The sequence below is a fragment of the Mesorhizobium sp. WSM4313 genome, from assembly GCF_002294725.1.
GTDB lineage: Bacteria > Pseudomonadota > Alphaproteobacteria > Rhizobiales > Rhizobiaceae > Mesorhizobium.
Genome location: NZ_NSFT01000002.1, coordinates 641,176 through 657,269, shown reverse-complemented (window position 1 = coordinate 657,269; position 16,094 = coordinate 641,176). Strand labels below are relative to the sequence as shown.

Annotated in this window: 14 protein-coding genes; 11 read left to right on the top strand and 3 right to left on the bottom strand. The window is 63.1% G+C overall.

Annotated elements, in window-relative coordinates; translation table 11 throughout:
* The 5 genes from CK219_RS07840 to CK219_RS07820 all read left to right on the top strand — a co-directional run.
* Positions 1 to 424 (top strand): UDP binding domain-containing protein (locus CK219_RS07840; RefSeq protein WP_141245309.1); only part of this gene is annotated, 424 nt, incomplete at its 5' end.
* Positions 425 to 512: 88 nt separating this feature from the next.
* Positions 513 to 1,733: a glycosyltransferase family 2 protein gene (locus CK219_RS07835; protein WP_176476955.1), complete on the top strand. Its 1,221-nt coding sequence runs from the start codon at positions 513 to 515 to the stop codon at positions 1,731 to 1,733.
* A 49-nt stretch (positions 1,734 to 1,782) separates the two neighbouring features.
* Positions 1,783 to 2,862, top strand: coding sequence for a glycosyltransferase (locus CK219_RS07830; RefSeq protein WP_095766152.1), 1,080 nt, complete (start codon positions 1,783 to 1,785; stop codon positions 2,860 to 2,862).
* A gap of 163 nt (positions 2,863 to 3,025) precedes the next feature.
* Positions 3,026 to 4,195: a glycosyltransferase gene (locus CK219_RS07825; RefSeq protein ID WP_095766151.1), complete on the top strand. Its 1,170-nt coding sequence runs from the start codon at positions 3,026 to 3,028 to the stop codon at positions 4,193 to 4,195.
* Positions 4,192 to 5,655: a lipopolysaccharide biosynthesis protein gene (locus CK219_RS07820; protein WP_095766150.1), complete on the top strand. Its 1,464-nt coding sequence runs from the start codon at positions 4,192 to 4,194 to the stop codon at positions 5,653 to 5,655. Before CK219_RS07825 ends, CK219_RS07820 begins: the two co-directional genes overlap by 4 nt.
* Here CK219_RS07820 and CK219_RS07815 read toward each other — a convergent pair.
* Positions 5,557 to 6,927 (bottom strand): polysaccharide pyruvyl transferase family protein, encoded by a 1,371-nt coding sequence (locus tag CK219_RS07815; RefSeq protein ID WP_095766149.1) that lies wholly within the window; start codon positions 6,925 to 6,927, stop codon positions 5,557 to 5,559. The genes CK219_RS07820 and CK219_RS07815 overlap by 99 nt on opposite strands.
* Before the next feature lie 278 nt (positions 6,928 to 7,205).
* On the opposite strand from CK219_RS07815, the gene CK219_RS07810 reads away from it, so the two are divergent.
* The 6 genes from CK219_RS07810 to CK219_RS07785 all read left to right on the top strand — a co-directional run bounded on the left by CK219_RS07810 (position 7,206) and on the right by CK219_RS07785 (position 14,782).
* Complete coding sequence (locus CK219_RS07810; RefSeq protein ID WP_095766148.1) at positions 7,206 to 8,378, top strand: glycosyl transferase family 1; 1,173 nt, start codon at positions 7,206 to 7,208, stop codon at positions 8,376 to 8,378.
* Between the two features lie 26 nt (positions 8,379 to 8,404).
* The gene (locus tag CK219_RS07805) at positions 8,405 to 9,394 is read left to right on the top strand and encodes a glycosyltransferase family 2 protein (RefSeq protein ID WP_095766220.1); all 990 of its coding nucleotides are present in this window, start codon (positions 8,405 to 8,407) and stop codon (positions 9,392 to 9,394) included.
* Positions 9,394 to 10,332: a glycosyltransferase family 2 protein gene (locus tag CK219_RS07800; protein WP_095766147.1), complete on the top strand. Its 939-nt coding sequence runs from the start codon at positions 9,394 to 9,396 to the stop codon at positions 10,330 to 10,332. The genes CK219_RS07805 and CK219_RS07800 overlap by 1 nt, the downstream gene beginning before the upstream one ends.
* Positions 10,322 to 11,308, top strand: a complete 987-nt coding sequence (locus CK219_RS07795) for a glycosyltransferase family 2 protein (protein WP_095766146.1) — start codon at positions 10,322 to 10,324, stop codon at positions 11,306 to 11,308. Before CK219_RS07800 ends, CK219_RS07795 begins: the two co-directional genes overlap by 11 nt.
* A 28-nt stretch (positions 11,309 to 11,336) precedes the next feature.
* Positions 11,337 to 12,233 (top strand): UTP--glucose-1-phosphate uridylyltransferase GalU, encoded by an 897-nt coding sequence (galU, locus tag CK219_RS07790; RefSeq protein WP_095766145.1) that lies wholly within the window; start codon positions 11,337 to 11,339, stop codon positions 12,231 to 12,233.
* A gap of 167 nt (positions 12,234 to 12,400) precedes the next feature.
* A complete protein-coding gene (locus tag CK219_RS07785) occupies positions 12,401 to 14,782 on the top strand; it encodes a polysaccharide biosynthesis tyrosine autokinase (RefSeq protein ID WP_095766144.1) in 2,382 nt (793 codons plus the stop codon).
* Between the two features lie 62 nt (positions 14,783 to 14,844).
* Here the strand turns inward: CK219_RS07785 and CK219_RS07780 are convergent, their stop codons facing one another.
* Both CK219_RS07780 and CK219_RS07775 read right to left on the bottom strand, forming a co-directional pair.
* Positions 14,845 to 15,558, bottom strand: coding sequence for a metallophosphoesterase (locus CK219_RS07780; RefSeq protein WP_245340415.1), 714 nt, complete (start codon positions 15,556 to 15,558; stop codon positions 14,845 to 14,847).
* 150 nt (positions 15,559 to 15,708) lie between these two features.
* A complete protein-coding gene (locus CK219_RS07775) occupies positions 15,709 to 16,059 on the bottom strand; it encodes a hypothetical protein (protein ID WP_245340414.1) in 351 nt (116 codons plus the stop codon).
* Positions 16,060 to 16,094: the final 35 nt, after the last annotated feature.

The following is a 16,094-nucleotide window of genomic DNA, read 5'->3' as shown; positions in this document are numbered from 1 at the left end:
GTTCGACAAGGTCAACCACTATTTCAAGGGCGCGCTCAGGGGCAAGACCTTTGCCGTCTGGGGGCTCGCCTTCAAGCCCAACACCGACGACATGCGCGAGGCGCCGGCGCGCACGCTGATGGAAGCGTTGTGGGCGGCCGGCGCCAAGGTGCAGGCCTACGATCCCGAGGCGATGCAGGAGTGCCAGGCGATCTACGGTCTGCGCGAGGATCTGCTTTTGTGCGGCACCAAGGAAGCGGCGCTGCGCGGCGCCGACGCGCTTTTGATCTGCACCGAATGGAAGAGCTTCCGCGCGCCGTCCTTCGACGCGCTCAAGGATGCGCTGACGACGCCGGTCATCTTCGACGGCCGCAATCTCTACGATCCCAAGGTGATCGCGCGCTACGGCATCGAATATTTCTCGATCGGCAGGATGGCGGCATGAGGGCTGATTGCCTCAAGGACAATGGCCGTCGCCATGGCTGTGGACTCATGCCGGCGAACGGGGCATCGGCAACAGTATGAGGTCATCAATGGCTGCGCAGCGCAAACCGACGGTCACCGTCATCGTCCCTACCTTCAACCGGCAAAAATTCCTGCCCGAATCCATCGGCAGCCTGCTGCGGCAGACCGTGATGCCGGATCAGATCCTGATCGTCGACGACGGCTCGACGGATGATACCGGCGCGGTGGCGGCCTCTTTCCCGGCGCCGGTGGAATACCACCGCAAGGAGAATGGCGGGAAATCGACGGCGCTGAATTTTGCCCTGAAGCGCTGCACAGGAGATTTCGTCTGGATATTCGATGACGACGACGTCGCGCACCCGACGGCGCTTGAGCGGTTTCTCGCCGCCTTCGAGCGCGAGCCGGCCGCCGATTTCGCATTCGGCGAATATGCGCGTTTCCAGCGTTCGGCCCAGATCGAGGAGCAGGATTACGAGATCGTCGCCTTCGGACATGTCAGCCAGGACAATTTCTTCCCGTCGCATCTCGAATATTGCCACGTCCACCAGCCGGGCCTCCTGGTGCGCCGCAAATGCTACGACGAGGTGGGTGGCTTCAACGAGACCCTGGTCCGGTCGCAGGACTACGAGATGATGTTGAGGCTTGCACGCCGGTTCAAGGGCATCAGGGTTGATGGCTTGATGTTCTTCCAGCGCCAGCACGACATGGTCCGCGGCAGCACCAAGGTGGTCATTTCCTACACCGACCGGATCAAGGCCTGGGGCGCGTACGACCGGGCGATCATGGAAGAGGTCTACAAGTCGGTCGATCTGCATGAGTATCTGGATCGCTCGGAGCAGGCCCTGCCGAGGACGGCCGATCTCGAGATGCAGGCGCTGCTGCAGCGGTCGAGCATCATGGCCAGGAAGGGTCTGTGGCATCACGCGGCCGAGGACATCCGCCGCTACGCCCTGCTTGCCGAACGAGCCGGAAAGACGTCGCTCAGTGACAAGGAACGCGCCATCGTGCGGCGTACGTTCGAAGCCTACGATACAGGTTTGGCATCTGCCCTGGCCGACGAATTCGTCTCGGCGGTGAAGGCATGGAGGTCGGGACCGCTGAAGGCCGACATCGTCAGGGAATACATGCATTCCTTCCCGCATTATCTGGCGCGGGACCTGAAGGCGGGAAAGGTGATCCCGGCTTCAAAATTGTTGCGGGAGTATTCGGCGCTGTCGCTTTCCGCTTCGCTCGGCCGGCTGTGTCGGGCGATGACGTCGAAGCTTCCCTTGGCGCGCGGCGCAAGCTGATGAGCCGTGGCTTGCGGATACTCGCCCGGGCCGAATTAGGAGCAGAACGATGAAAGTGCTTTTTGCAAGCGGCAACGGGTACATTCCCGAGTTCACCGGCGGCGTGCAATCCAACACGCATCACCTGGTCGAACAGCTGATCGAGCACGGCCATCAGGCGTCGGTCCTCGCCTCGCTGTTCGGCGACGGCATGTTCGGCCTCAAGGCGCGTGCCAAGATGAAGCTGCTGCGGCAGCCCGCGGTTGTCGACAATTTCCCCGGCTACCCGGTGATGCGCGCCTGGTTCCCCTGGGAGGCGGCCGGCTTCGCCGTCGAGAAGACCACACCGGACGTCGCGGTCGTGCAGTGCCACAAATCCGTCCTGCTCGGAAAGGCGCTTCTTGCCGAAGGCGTGCCGCTGGTCGTTTATCTGCACAATGTCGAATTTCACGAGCTCGCCGGCGATCCGCGCGAACTCAATTCGGCTTTGTACATCGCCAATTCGGAATTCACGGCGCGCACCTACAAGGAAAAGTTCGGCATCGAGTCCATCGTGCTTCCGCCGACCATCAACGACGCGCTCTACTGCACGCATACGACCGGCGAATTCGTCACCATGATCAATCCCTATGAGGAGAAGGGGTTCGATCTGGCGGTGAGGATTGCGGCCGCCTGCCCGGAGATTCCCTTCCTGTTCGTGGAGAGCTGGAAACTGGAGGACGAGCATCGTGCCCGCATCGAAAAGACCATCGCGCCGCTCTCGAACGTCACGCTGGAAAACCGCACCGACGACATGAAGACGGTCTATGGCCGCACCAGGATCCTGCTTGCTCCGAGCAAATGGGAGGAAGCCTGGGGCCGCGTCGCGTCCGAGGCGCATTGCAGCGGCATCCCTGTCGTGGGCTCGAGGCGCGGCGGCCTGCCCGAAGCCATCGGTCCCGGCGGCGTGGTGCTCGACTACGACGCCCCGCTTACCGACTGGGCGTCGGCGGTGACGCGCCTTTGGAATGATCGCCAGGAATACGAACGGCTTTCGGCCTCGGCTCTGGCCTTCTCCAAGCGCCCGGAGCTCGATCCCGCGCGGCAATTGGTGGTGTTTCTCGAACTGCTCGAAAGAGCGGCTCGGCAGGGCGTCCGCCACGCTGCGTAGCTTGCAAGCAAGGAGAGGGAATCGTTTGCTGCACTGCACCAAAAATGTTGCGATGCGGCAAAACCTGCAATAGGTTGGGCCGACAGGAGTCAAAGTTCATGCCGCATGCGTCAGGCCCTGCCGGCGATGTTTCCAGCCTGATCTGGGCGAGAACATCCTGCCGATGAGGATTTGCTTCGTAGTCGACAAATTTCCCACCCTGTCCGAGACATTCGTGCTCGATCAGATTGCCGGATGCCTTGAAAGGGGAATGAAAGTCAGCGTCGTCTGCAACGAGATGGCTTTTGGAAAGGATAGCAATGTGGACGATGCACGTTGGCAGACATTGCCCGGCCCTGTCGTTTCCTGGTGGGGTGGCCTGAATCGCTACCGCTCACTGCTCCGGAAATGGTCCGGCAGATTTTGGGACAAGCTTTCGACCTTCATCGACCTGGCCAACGCACAAAAGCTGCGAAACGTCGATGTGATCGTGGCGCATTTTGGCCATAACGGCCTGCGCGTCGCCCGCGTCATGAAGCGGCGCAGGATTTCCGCGCCTTTGGTAACCATATTCCATGGCACCGATGTCGGCAGGCCGTTGCATGACGGCACCCTGGACCAGTACAGGCCCGTTTTCGAACAAGGGGCTCTCCAGCTCCCTGTGAATGCATTCTTCCGTCAGGCCCTGATCGATGCCGGTGCCGCGCCGGCACAAGTCGCGGTTCACCACATGGGCATTCGCCCAAGCGAGATCGAATATCGCTGGCGCTCCTGGCAGGGACGTACGCTGTCTTTCATCTCGGTCTGCCGGCTGACCGAGAAAAAGGGAACCGAATATGCGCTTCGCGCCCTCGCTTGCCTGCCGCACCGCGATTGGACCTATTCGGTGATCGGCGGCGGGGAATTGTTGGAGGAATTGAAGCTTACCGCCGTCGACCTCGGTATTGCCGACAGGGTGACCTTCCTCGGACCGCGTCCGCACGGCGAGGTGAAGCAGCGCCTGCGCGATGCCCATGTCTTCCTTCTGCCAAGCGTCGCCGGGCGAGACGGCGATCTGGAAGGAATACCGGTTGCACTCATGGAGGCGATGGCTGGCGGCTTGATCGCTGTCAGCACCTACCATTCGGGAATTCCGGAGCTGATCGAGGATCGCAAGACTGGCTTCCTCGTGCCCGAAAGGGACGTCGCCGCGCTTGCCGGCAAACTCACCTGGATCGCCGAGAACCCGGGCCTGTGCGAGCCGATGGCGCTTGCCGCTCGAAGGAAGGTCGAGGCCGATTTCAATGCCGATACCTTGAATGAACGCTTTGCGCAGATCGTTGCGCGGCTAGGGGAGACCGGATCCGTCACATGAATGCCAATCCGCCCCCGCAATTTGGTCGCGTTGCCTTGCGCGGCGGGCTGGTCACGGCCGGCGCGCAAGGCTTCAAGATAGCGATCCAGTTCCTTTCGGTCGTCATCCTTGCCCGGCTGCTCGTCCCCGAGGATTTCGGCCTGGTGGCTTCCGTGGGACCGATCGTGGCCTTCGTCGGCCTGCTTCAGGATCTGGGCCTCCAGCAGGCGGTCATCCAGCGCAAGGAGATCGATCAACGGCAACTCAACCAAGTCTTCTGGCTGAGCGCGGTTGTCGGCCTGTGCGCCGGGGCGGTCGTGGCTTGCCTGGCTCCAGCCATTGCCGCTTTCTACGGCGATCAGCGAATGTGGGGGATAACACTTGCTTCCGCCGTGCCGCTGCTTTTTGGCAGTCTTGCCGCAGTGCCGCTTGCCCTGATGAACCGCCATCTGCAATTCGGCCAGCTTGCGCTCAACGACGCAATCACGGCGGCCGTAGGACTGCTCGCTACCGCAACCGCGGCGTATTTAGGGCTTGGCTATTGGTCTCTGGTTTTGGGTCCGGCTGTGTCGGCTGTCGTAGCGCTGGTTGCGGGCTGGCTGGTGACGCGCTGGACGCCGTCTTGGCCGAATCTGAAGGTCGACGCGGACATATTCAGGTTCGGGGCGAACCTCACGGGCTTCAACCTTGTCAATTTTCTGTCTCGCAACCTCGACAACATTCTGATCGGAAAATATTCCGGCGCGGTCGAGCTGGGCTACTATGATCGCGCCTACAAGCTTCTGCTCTTTCCGCTGCAGAACATCAACCAGCCGCTGACGCGTATCATGGTGCCGCTGCTCAGCCGCATCCATGAGGACAAGCAGCGATTTCGAGACATCTATGTCCGGACAAACTGGCTGCTGGCCGTTATTACCATGCCCGGCATTGCGACCTTGACACTGACTTCTGAGCAGGTGGTCAGGCTTCTCTTCGGCGAGCGTTGGATGGCCGTGGCTCCGATTTTCGCCTGGCTGGGCATCGCCGGCCTGATGCAGTCCGTATCGAGCACCACGGGGTGGATATTCATCTGCCAGGGCAAGACGAAGACGATGTTCCATTGGGGCATCTATTCGTCTTTGACGACCGTCGCCTCTTTCATCGTCGGCCTGCATTGGGGCGCCATCGGCGTCGCGGCTGCCTATGCCATCAGCGGTTACGTGCTGCGCATCCCGGTGCTTGCCGCCCTGATCCATCGTGTCGGCCCGGTGACTGCCGGCGATTTTCTGGGCATACAGGGGCTCTTCATCGTCTCGTCCCTGCTCGCCTGGCTCTCGTATCTGTCGCTGCCGGCGTTGCTGACCAATCAGTCGGACCTGCTCACGATCCTGGTGGCGGTCGTCCTAAACTACGGGTTCGCCTTGGCCCTCATGCTTGCTGTTCCGCAGTCGCGCAAGGCGTTGTTCGCCACTCTTGCCAACGTCGCCAGCAACATTGGGTGAGCGGTTGCCTATCAAGGAGGACAACGGCCTGGTTGCCGACATTGCCGACGCATGCTCTTCCAGCACGGCCTCGAGGCTTGCCCGGCGATAGTGGTCAAGACTGGCGATGAATCTGCCGAGTTTTTCGGCTGCTTCCGACGGCGTCACGGTATCGATGTCGAGCAGAAGGTCGTCGACGCCGATGCGCTTGGCGACTTCCTTGGTTTTGAATTCATAGGCGATCGGCAGCACCGGAGTGCCGACGCAAAGCGACATGATCATCATATGCATGCGCGTGGCGACGACGAAGTCGCAATCCTTCACCAGCGCCATCAGTTGATCGGGCGTGTGAAATGCGGCGTCGACATTGACGTGTTCGGCGATTTCCGGGTCGAGTTCGGCCACGATCGCCCGCGCAGTCCTGGCGTCGTCATGGGCATATTCCGGCACACCCTGGCAGGTTGAGATGAAGGTCACCTGCTTGGCGTGGTCCCTGACAAGAATTGTGGCGATCTCCCGGATCGAATCGAGATAGCGGCGCATGCCATCTTCACCGTCGCTGACGAAGCTCCAGTGGCGGACGGAAATAGCGACTCGGCCCGTCGGCGCCGGTGCGCTGCCGAGATGTTTCTTGATCCTGTCGGTATCAGCCAGGGCAAAGACGGCATCGGCGACCACATGGCATTTGCCGGGGTCTTTCACCAGATCCAGGATGTGATTTCTGGATCGCTCATCACGCAGCAGGATGAGCGGAGCCCGATCGAAGATCGGGCCTAGCTCCTGGCGATTGTAACTTTTCTTGAACGGGCCGAGCGATTGCGTGAAGAAGATCGGGTCCTTGCCCAAGATCGCATCGATGCGGAATTGATTGAGCCGCTTTTCAAGGTCGTAGTTCTCGACGAGATAGGTTCCGCCTGTCGTGACCACCAGGTCGGCGCTCGCATAGGCCTCAAGGCCGTGGCGGTCGCTTCTGCTGAAGAACACGCTGCTGGCGCCGTTTTGGGCAAAGCGGCGCAAGGCGCGCAAGACTCCCCGATTGTAGATCGACTTGAGCCGGCCCTTTATCCCGCCGCCATGCTGATCCCTGAACAGGGATTCCGACAGCAGCTTGTGGAATTCGAGATCCGGGTAATCTTTCTTCGGGTAAAGCCTGGCCGCGACGTCGGGCTGACTGTCGAAAACCAGGAACTGCACATCGCCGCCGACGATCGATCTGAGAATATGGCGGATAGCCAAAAGGATCGCGGCATCGCCAGTGTTCAGACACACTGTGTTTTCGATCACGACTTTCATGGGGAACCTCGTTTCGCGTCCGTGGCCAGGCCACAGCGGTTAAACGGCATGTTTGCCGGAGTGCTGCCACGCGATCCGCGTCGCGATCTGGCGTGCTGCTCCACGCTGATAGCCAACGCGAAATCCGGATCGACGCCAAGCAGGCTGAGAGTAGCTTATGATTTTTGCAGTGCAACAAAAAATGTGCGGGCGCTTGCTACGCCGCACCAAAATTGTTGCGATGCAGCAAAAGCTGTACTAGCATCCCCGATGGGTGGGCCCAACAGCGGTCGAGTTACATGCTGCATGTCTTGTACCTTGTGCATGACGTATCCGACCCGGCGGTGCGCCGGAGAATACAGATGCTCAAGGCAGGCGGCGCCAGGGTCACCCTGGCGGGCTTCCGCCGCACCACCAGCCCGGTCGCCGAGATCGAAGGCATCGAGCCTGTCGACCTTGGCGCGACGCGCGACGGCCGATTCGCGCAGCGCGTCGGCGCTGTCGCCAAGGCAGCCATATCGATCGGCGCGAAGCTGGGCGCCGTGCCCAAGCCTGATCTCATCATCGCGCGCAACCTCGAAATGCTGGCGCTGGCCCGCCGCGCCAACGGCGCGCTCGGGGCGAGCGTGCCGATCGTCTATGAATGCCTCGATATCCATCGCCTGGTGCTGCGCGACGACTTCGTCGGCAGGACGCTGCGTGGCGCCGAACGCCATCTCGCGCGCGACGTGAAGCTTCTGGTGACGAGCTCGCCGGCTTTCATCGCCAATTACTTCGAGCCTTTCGGGCAGATCGGCGCACCTGTCGAGCTGATAGAAAACAAATATTTCGAGGCAGCATCCGTCGTCGCCGCGCATTCTGTCGAGGACGACAGCCCGTCGCCGCCGCCCTGGCGCATCGGCTGGTTCGGCGCGCTGCGCTGCCGCCGCTCGCTGGAGCTGCTGGCCGATTTCACCCGCCGGCAGGCGGGCCGTTTCGAAGTCGTGCTCAGGGGCCGTCCGGCGCTGTCCGAATTTCCGGACTTTCACGGTTTCGTCGAGGCCGAGCCGTGGCTTTCCTTCCGCGGCCCCTACCGCAATCCGGAGGACATGGCAGCCATCTACGGTGAGGTGCATTTCTCGTGGGCGATCGATTTTTTCGAGGCGGGCCAGAATTCCGAATGGCTGCTTCCCAACCGCCTCTACGAGGGTTGCCGCTTCGGCGCCGTGCCGATCTCCATGGCGGACACCGAAACCGGCAGGTTCCTGAAGCAGCGGGATATCGGCGTGCTTCTGCCCGAAGCGACGCCCGAAAGCCTCGAGGCGATGCTGAGCCGGATGGACCAAGATGAATATCGCGGCCTGAGGTCGCGCGTGTCGGCGCGCAATCCGAAGACCTGGAGCTACGACCGCAGCGACTGCGCGGCCTTCGTCGACAAGCTGCGCGGCCTCGCCGCCGTGCCTTCGGCTTTTGCGACACAGGCGGCCGCGTGATGGCGCAACAGGGCGAACAAAAACCGATGGCGCAGTCCGCCTCATCGATCCTGATCGTCATTCCCTGCCTCAACGAGGCCGCCCATATCGGCGGCCTGCTCGACCAATTGCGGCCCGCGGCGGCCCGGCTCGGCGGCCGCATCGTCGTCGCCGACGGCGGCAGCACCGACGGCACGCAAGCCATCGTCGAAAAAATCGTGGCGAAGGATCCCCGGGTTATCCTGCTCGCCAATCCGAAGCGCCTCCAGAGCGCCGCCATCAATCTCGCGGTGGCGGCCCTTGGCGAAGGCGTCGACTACCTCATCCGCATCGACGCGCATGGCGGCTATCCGGACGACTACTGCGACCGGCTGGTGGAGGAAGCCCTCGCCACCGGCGCTGATTCGGTCGTCGTTTCGATGCTGACCGCCGGCACCGGGGCCGTGCAGAAGGCGGTCGCGGCGGCGCAGAATTCCAAGCTCGGCACCGGCGGCTCGAAGCACCGGCACATGTCCGAAGGCGAATGGGTCGACCACGGCCACCACGCGCTGATGCGCATCGCCGCCTTCAGGCATGTCGGCGGTTACGACGAGAGCTTCAGCCACAATGAGGACGCCGAGCTCGACTACCGGCTCCGCCAGGCGGGCTACCGCATCTGGATGAGCGGCAGGACACAGATGGTCTACTATCCGCGCTCGACGCTGAAGAGCCTCTATTTCCAGTATCTCGGCTATGGCCGCGGTCGCGCCAGGAACGTGCTGAAGCACCGCATGGTGCCGAAGGTCCGGCAGATGGTCCCGCTGCTGGTTGCGCCCGTGGTGCTGCTCGCCCTGTTCTCCTTCGTCCACTGGCTGGCGGCGGTGCCGTTCCTGCTGTGGGCGGCGGTGTGCCTCGGCTACGGCGCGGTCACCGCGACACGCCAACGCAACGCCAGCATAGCGCTGGCTGGGGTTTCGGCGATGGTCATGCATTTCGGCTGGTCGGCCGGTTTCTGGCAGCAGCTTCTGGCGTCTCGATTGCAGCGCAAGGTGGCGTGATGACCGGGCGCTCGATCGACATCTGCATCTGCACTTTCCGTCGGCCGGAGCTGGCCGACACGCTGCGCTCCGTCGCCGCGCTGGAGAAGCCGGCGGGAGCCGAGATTGGCATCGTCGTTGCCGACAATGACTATGAGCCCGGCGCGCAGAAGCTGGTGAGAGCATTGGCCGAGGAATTGAAGCTGCCGATCCGCTATCGTCACGCGCCGGCTCGCAACATCTCGATTGCCCGCAACGCCTGTCTCGACGCCAGCGTGTCGGACTTCGTTGCCTTCATCGATGACGACGAGACGGCGTCGCCCGGCTGGCTGGTCGAATTGATGGCGGCGGCCGATGCCACGGGCGCTGCGGCGGTGCTCGGTCCGGTGCGGGCGCATTACCGCCCCGATGCACCGGACTGGATGCAGAAGGGCGACTTCCATTCCACCTTGCCGGTCTGGGTGCGCGGCGAGATCCGCACCGGCTATACCTGCAACGTGTTGCTCAAAATGGCCGACGCGAGCCTTTGCGGCCGGCGTTTCAGCCTAGCGCGCGGCCAGACCGGCGGCGAGGACACCGAGTTCTTCGATGCCATGGTCAAGGCCGGCGGCCGCATCGCCTTTGCTCCACAAGCCTTCGTCGACGAGGTCGTGCCGCGTGCCAGGGCCGCGTTCGACTGGCTGCGCCGCCGCCGCTTCCGCTTCGGCCAGACGCATGGCCACCTGATAGGACACGGCGCCGGCGGGTTGCGTCGCGCCGGTCAGGTCGGGCTCGCTTCGGCCAAGGCTGCCTACTGCTTCGGCATGGCTATTTTGACCGCCATCAGCCCGGTGCAGCGGAACCGCAGCGTGCTGCGCGGCATTATGCACGTTGGTGTCGTCAGCGGTTTGATCGGCGTCCGTGAAATCCGCCAATACGGCCTCACGTCGCCAGAACAAGGGAACAAGCGTGCAGCCTGACGTCAGCTTCGTCATCGCCGCCTATAACGCCGAGGCGACTCTCGACCGCGCCATCGCCGGCGCGATCGCGCAACTCGGCGTGACCGTCGAGGTCATCGTCGTCGACGACCAGTCGAGCGACGGCACGCTGGATGTGGCGCGTGCTTATCCGCAAGATGTCGTCAAGGTGGTGGCGCTGCCCGCCAATCGCGGTCCGGGCGGCGCCCGCAATGCCGGCCTCGACCTGGCGCGCGGCCGCTGGGTGGCGGTGCTCGATTCCGACGATGCGGTCCTTCCCGGCCGCCTAGCCACGATGATCTCCCGCGCCGAAGCGGCGGGCGCCCAGATTGCGGTCGACAATGTGCAGATCGTGCGCGAGGACGGCACGCCCGACGACACCATGTTCCCGGCCGGCTATCTCGAAGGCTTGCGCGAAATCTCGTTGGCCGACTACATCGCCGGTAATCTGGTCTTCGAATCGCGCTTCAATTTCGGCTATCTCAAGCCGATCTTCCAGCGCCGGTTCCTCGACGACAACAAGCTGCGCTACGACGAGAAGCTGCGCATTGGTGAGGACTACATTCTGCTCGCAAGCGCGCTGGCCAGCGGCGGCCGTTGCGTGGTCGAGCCGACCGTCGGTTATGCCTACCACATCCGCACCGGCTCGATCTCGCGCGTGCTCGAACTGCATCACGTCGAGGCGATGACGTGCGCCGATGCCAGGTTCGCGGCGGCATATCCCATGGACAGCGACGCAAAGGCGGCTTTCGCCAAGCGTGGCCGCAGCCTGCGCAAGGCGGCGTCGTTCCTGTCCCTGGTTCAGCACATCAAGGCACGCGCCCCGCTCAAGGCGATCGGCGCGGCGCTCAGGGATCCGGCCGCCATCGGGCATATGTCGATGCCGATCGCGGTTCGGCTCAGAAGGCTTGCGGCGCAAGTTCGCCGTGGGGGTGGGGAGATGAAGCATGCGGGCGATTTGATAGCCGGCGACAGGTAGAAATCTTTTCTCTCAGAAGGAAGAGCAGATGCAGAAAGTCAGGAAGGCAGTCATCCCGGTGGCGGGGCTCGGAACGCGGTTCCTGCCGGCGACCAAGTCGATGCCGAAGGAGATGCTGCCCGTCGTCGACAAGCCTGTCGTGCAATATGCCGTCGACGAGGCGTTCGAGGCCGGCATCGAGCACATCGTCTTCGTCACCGGCCGCAACAAGGCGGTCATCGAGGACTATTTCGACCTGCATCCTGAACTGATCGGCACGCTGGAGCAGACCGGCAAGAAAGCGCAGCTCGAAGCGCTGGAAAGCCTGCTGCCGGAGGCCGGCGCCACCTCCTTCATCCGTCAGCAGTCGCCGCAGGGCCTCGGCCACGCCGTATGGTGCGCGCGCGAGGTGATCGGCAATGAGCCTTTCGCGCTGCTGCTTCCCGACATGGTGTCCTTCGGCGCGCGGGGCTGCCTCGCCGAGACGGTCGATCTCTATCAGCGGACCGGCGGCAATGTGATCGCCGTCGAGCGCTGCGACCCGGCCGAAACCAGCAAATACGGCATTGTCGGCCGCGGCGCCGACGTGGCATCCGGCTTCGAAGTGACGGCGATGGTCGAAAAACCCGCGCCGGCCAATGCGCCGTCGAATTTCTACATCAATGGTCGCTACGTTCTGCAGCCGGAGATCTTTGCCCTGCTCGGCAATCAGCAGCGCGGCGCCGGCAATGAAATCCAGCTCACCGACGCCATGGTGCGGCTGGCCCAAAGCCAGTCTTTCTACGCCCGGCCTTTCGACGGCCGCATGTTCGACTGCGGCTCCAAGGAGGGCTTCATCGAGGCCACCATCGCCTTCGCCCTGGCGCGCGACGACATGAAGGGCCCTGTCTTCGAGATGCTGCAGCAATTTGTCCGGTCGCATGAGCGCCGGGAAGTGGCCGCATAATGCCCATCTTTCGGGTGCATATGCGGTTTCGCGATGGCGCGACAGCCACACCAGCGCCCGGGCCTTCCGGCCCGGCGCATCCTGGCAGCAACGTTGCGCGGTCTTTTCTGGTCACGACGCCGATCTACCAAGGCCGATAGCGCCTGCAACCTGGAATTGGACCGAAGATGAACTATGCCACCTTCCCCCTCGACAAGAGGATGCCGTTGCCCAGCACCGATCCGGAAAAGGGTGAAGACTTCATCGATATCGAGCGTCTGCTTGGCATGGCCGCCCGACAGGCCAAGGTGGTGGCGGTGTGCGCCATTATCGGTCTGTGCCTGGGCGTCATCTATCTGCAGACTACGCCCAAGCAGTATACGGCGGTCGCCAGCGTTTTGATTGATGAAGGGCTGAACAAGGTCGTCGACGACATCTCGGCTGCGAGCGCCACGGTGCAAACGGACGCGACGATTCTCAGCCAGATAGAGGTTCTCAACTCGGCGCGGCTGGCGTCTGTGGTGGTCGACAAGCTGAAGCTCGATCAAAACCCGGACTTCATGAGCCCGCCGCAGTCGGCTTTGGCCAAGGGTGTGGGGTTCCTGCGCAGTGTTGTCGGCTATTTCCGCGGCAGCTCGGCAAACGAGCTTCCCGGTATCGAGAATGTCGACGCCGCGACGCGCGAAGCCATGATCAAGACCGCGACCCACGATTACGCGATTCTCATGCTGCAGACCGGGTTGATGGCGGATCGCGTCGGCCGTGCCAACGTCATCAGCATCGGTTATCAGTCGACAGATCCGGCACTCGCCACGGCCATCACCAAGGCCTATGCCGACGCCTATCTGGCCGACCAGCTCAACGCCAGCTTCGACGCCACCGAGCGCGCGGCCTTGTGGCTGCAGGGCCGGCTCACGGAGTTGCGTGAGAGCTCTCAGCGGGCAGCCTTGGCCGTCGAGAAGTTCAGGGCCGAACATGGATTGTCTGCCAACAGCGACGGCCAGCTCCTGAGCGACAAGCAACTCGCCGATCTCAACGCACAGCTCATCGTCGCCCAGGCCGATACCGCCAGAGCCAGCGCCCGCTATCAGCAATACAAGGCGATCGTCGAAAGCGGCTCCGAAAGCGCCTTCAACGATTCGGCCATCGGCGCCGACCAGCCGAGCAGCTCGGTCATCATCGCGCTCAAGACACGCTATCTGGCCATTGCCAAGCGCCTGCAGGACGTCGAGACGAATTTCGGCAAGGATCACCCGCAAGCGGTCGCGCTGGCCAAGGAAAAGGCCGATGTCTCGGCGCAGATCTTCGGCCAGTTGAAACAGCTCACCGAAAGCTACCGCAACGATTTCGAGGTGGCGCAGGCGCGCGAAACTGCTTTGCGCGACAAGATTTCCACCGCTGCCGGCAAGAGCTCGATCGACAACCAGTCACAGGTGAAGCTCAAGGAGCTCGATCAGCAGGCACAGGCGCTCACCACGCTCTATCAGACCTTCCTCAGCCGCTATGAGGAAGCTTCGCAGCAGCAATCCTTCCCGGTCGGCAAGGTCCGCATCATTTCCGACGCGACGATGCCGCTCGCGGCCTCCAGCCCGCGCACCTTGCGCGTGCTGGCGCTCTCGCTGGTGCTCGGCCTGATGCTTGGCGCCGGCTTCGGCGGCCTCAACGAGTTCAACGAGCGTTTCTTCAGGACGGGCGAGGACGTTCGCGACCGCGTCGGCCTGAAATTCCTCGGCTATCTGCCGACGATCGGCGGCGGCAAGGCCAAGGATACCAAAGCCGACGACCTGCCTGCCGACGGCAAGGTGGCCAGCCTCTCCGCGGCTGAGAGACGGGCGCGCATGCGCGTCAGCATCGACGCCCCGGCCTCGATGTTCGCCGAGACGCTGCGTAACGCCAAGATCGCCTTCGACGTGGTGATGGAAGACCGCAGCAGCCGGGTCATCGGCGTCATTTCGGTGCTGCCTGGGGAAGGCAAGTCGACGGTGGCCGCGAACCTCGCCGGCCTGCTCGCGGCCAACGGTGCCAAGACCTTGCTCATCGACGGCGACCTGCGCAATCCAGGCCTGAGCCGCAGCCTCGGCATGGAGGCCGAGCAGGGCCTGATGGAAGCGGTGGTCAACGGCCAGAGCTGGCAGTCCGTCGGCAAGGTCGATCGCCAGACCAAGCTGGCGATCATTCCCGCCGTGCTGCGCGGCCAATTCTCGCACACCAGCGAGCTTCTGGGCTCGGCCGGCATGCGGCGCTTCATCGAAAACGCCAAGGAGACGTTCGAATACATCATCGTCGATCTGCCGCCGCTCGGGCCCGTCGTCGACGCCAAGGCCTTCGCGCCGCTGGTCGACGGCTTTGTGCTGGTCACCGAATGGGGCCGCACGCCCCGCAACATGGTGCGCTCGATGCTGGAATCCGAGCCCTATATCGCCAATAAGGTGATCGGCGCGGTGCTCAACAAGGTCGATCTGAAGAAGCTGGCGAAATACGGCTCGCTCGGCGGCTCGGAAAGGTTCTTCGACCGCTATTCGAGCTACTATCTGGAAAAATCGGAGCAGCGCCCCAAGCAGGCCGCCTGAGGCGTGTTTCCGTTCGGAAAGACAGAGATCGGGGGCGGTTCAGCCTAGGAGCGTGAACCGTCCTAATCCCGCGAGGACAGCAGCCGGCCGTATTTGCCGACGATCCTGAGCGCCGTCAGCCGTCCCGTTTGAAAGGCGCCGGTGTCGATGTCGAGCCGGCGTCCGTCGAGTGTCGGAACAGCCACGATCGTATGTCCGTGCACCACCCAGCGGTCGAGACGGTGCGCCGCCTGGAAGAACTCCTCGCGGATGTTGAGCAGATCGCCCTCGTCCTGCGCCTCGAGCGCCACGCCGGGACGGATGCCGGCATGCACGAAGACGAAATGCTCGGAGCAGACCATCGCCGGCAGCCTGCGCAGGAAGTCGACATGGCTGGCTGGAATGGCCTCACGTATGCGCACATCCGCCTGCTCGCTCGAACCGTAGAGGCTCATCAGCCGGTCAGGGTCAACGCCGTAGGAGAACAGGGTTTCGCGGCCGCCATAGCCGAGCCAGGTTTCACGCGAGAGATGACCGTCCAGATAGAGGAGCAGCGCGACTTCATGATTTCCCGCGAGGCAGATGCGCTGGAAGCCCTTCGGTGGCGGCGCCATCAGATGGTCGATCACGCGCCGCGAATGCGGCCCGCGGTCGATATAGTCGCCCAGCATGATGATGATCTTGCGACCGCTGAAGCGCTGCGCATCGATCTGGATCTTTTGCTCCAGCGCGCGCAGTTCGTCGTGGCAGCCATGCACGTCGCCGATTGCGTAGACGACCATGTCGCGCATGTCCATGACGAGGCGCTCGCGTGGCGCGGGTCGAGGGCGTCTCGATCGTTGGAAAAGATTCACGGATTGAGGCTCGGCTACTTGCACTGATCTGCGCCTCGATATCATGCCGAATGCAAACAATTCCACACCGGCGCGCGATCGGCAGTCGCGTCGTCAGGCGGCCTTCAACCGATGGCGGAACAGCGTATGTTCCAAGAGCAGCCGGACGCGCGGCTCGGCCTCGGTCGCGATCAGCCAGCTCACCGCGCCGACGGCGGCGATCGCTGCAAGATACGGCACGTCGGCACGCATCAGGGCGCCGAGCATCGCCGCGCCGACATCATGGATGAGACAGAGCGGATAGGTCATCGGCCCGATCCGCCGCCAGCCGGGCCAGGAAAAGCCGAGGCGCCGCGACAACGCCATCAGCGCGACAGCCGCCATATAGTGATAGAACATCACCATGACGGCAGCCGGCAATCGCAGTATGTCGACGCCGCCGAATGTCGTCTTGTGCTGGGCCATGCGGTGCCTTCGGTGTGGCCCCCCACGCAAACTTT

What these genes read in the sequence shown, in the direction of transcription:
- CK219_RS07780 (WP_245340415.1), bottom strand. Translation starts at nt 15,558, where the DNA reads ATGGACATGCGCGACATGGTCGTCTACGCAATCGGCGACGTGCATGGC.
- CK219_RS07825 (WP_095766151.1), top strand. Translation starts at nt 3,026, where the DNA reads ATGAGGATTTGCTTCGTAGTCGACAAATTTCCCACCCTGTCCGAGACA.
- CK219_RS07800 (WP_095766147.1), top strand. Translation starts at nt 9,394, where the DNA reads ATGACCGGGCGCTCGATCGACATCTGCATCTGCACTTTCCGTCGGCCG.
- CK219_RS07810 (WP_095766148.1), top strand. Translation starts at nt 7,206, where the DNA reads ATGCTGCATGTCTTGTACCTTGTGCATGACGTATCCGACCCGGCGGTG.
- CK219_RS07830 (WP_095766152.1), top strand. Translation starts at nt 1,783, where the DNA reads ATGAAAGTGCTTTTTGCAAGCGGCAACGGGTACATTCCCGAGTTCACC.
- CK219_RS07820 (WP_095766150.1), top strand. Translation starts at nt 4,192, where the DNA reads ATGAATGCCAATCCGCCCCCGCAATTTGGTCGCGTTGCCTTGCGCGGC.
- CK219_RS07835 (WP_176476955.1), top strand. Translation starts at nt 513, where the DNA reads ATGGCTGCGCAGCGCAAACCGACGGTCACCGTCATCGTCCCTACCTTC.
- CK219_RS07785 (WP_095766144.1), top strand. Translation starts at nt 12,401, where the DNA reads ATGAACTATGCCACCTTCCCCCTCGACAAGAGGATGCCGTTGCCCAGC.
- CK219_RS07815 (WP_095766149.1), bottom strand. Translation starts at nt 6,927, where the DNA reads ATGAAAGTCGTGATCGAAAACACAGTGTGTCTGAACACTGGCGATGCC.
- galU (WP_095766145.1), top strand. Translation starts at nt 11,337, where the DNA reads ATGCAGAAAGTCAGGAAGGCAGTCATCCCGGTGGCGGGGCTCGGAACG.
- CK219_RS07775 (WP_245340414.1), bottom strand. Translation starts at nt 16,059, where the DNA reads ATGGCCCAGCACAAGACGACATTCGGCGGCGTCGACATACTGCGATTG.
- CK219_RS07805 (WP_095766220.1), top strand. Translation starts at nt 8,405, where the DNA reads ATGGCGCAGTCCGCCTCATCGATCCTGATCGTCATTCCCTGCCTCAAC.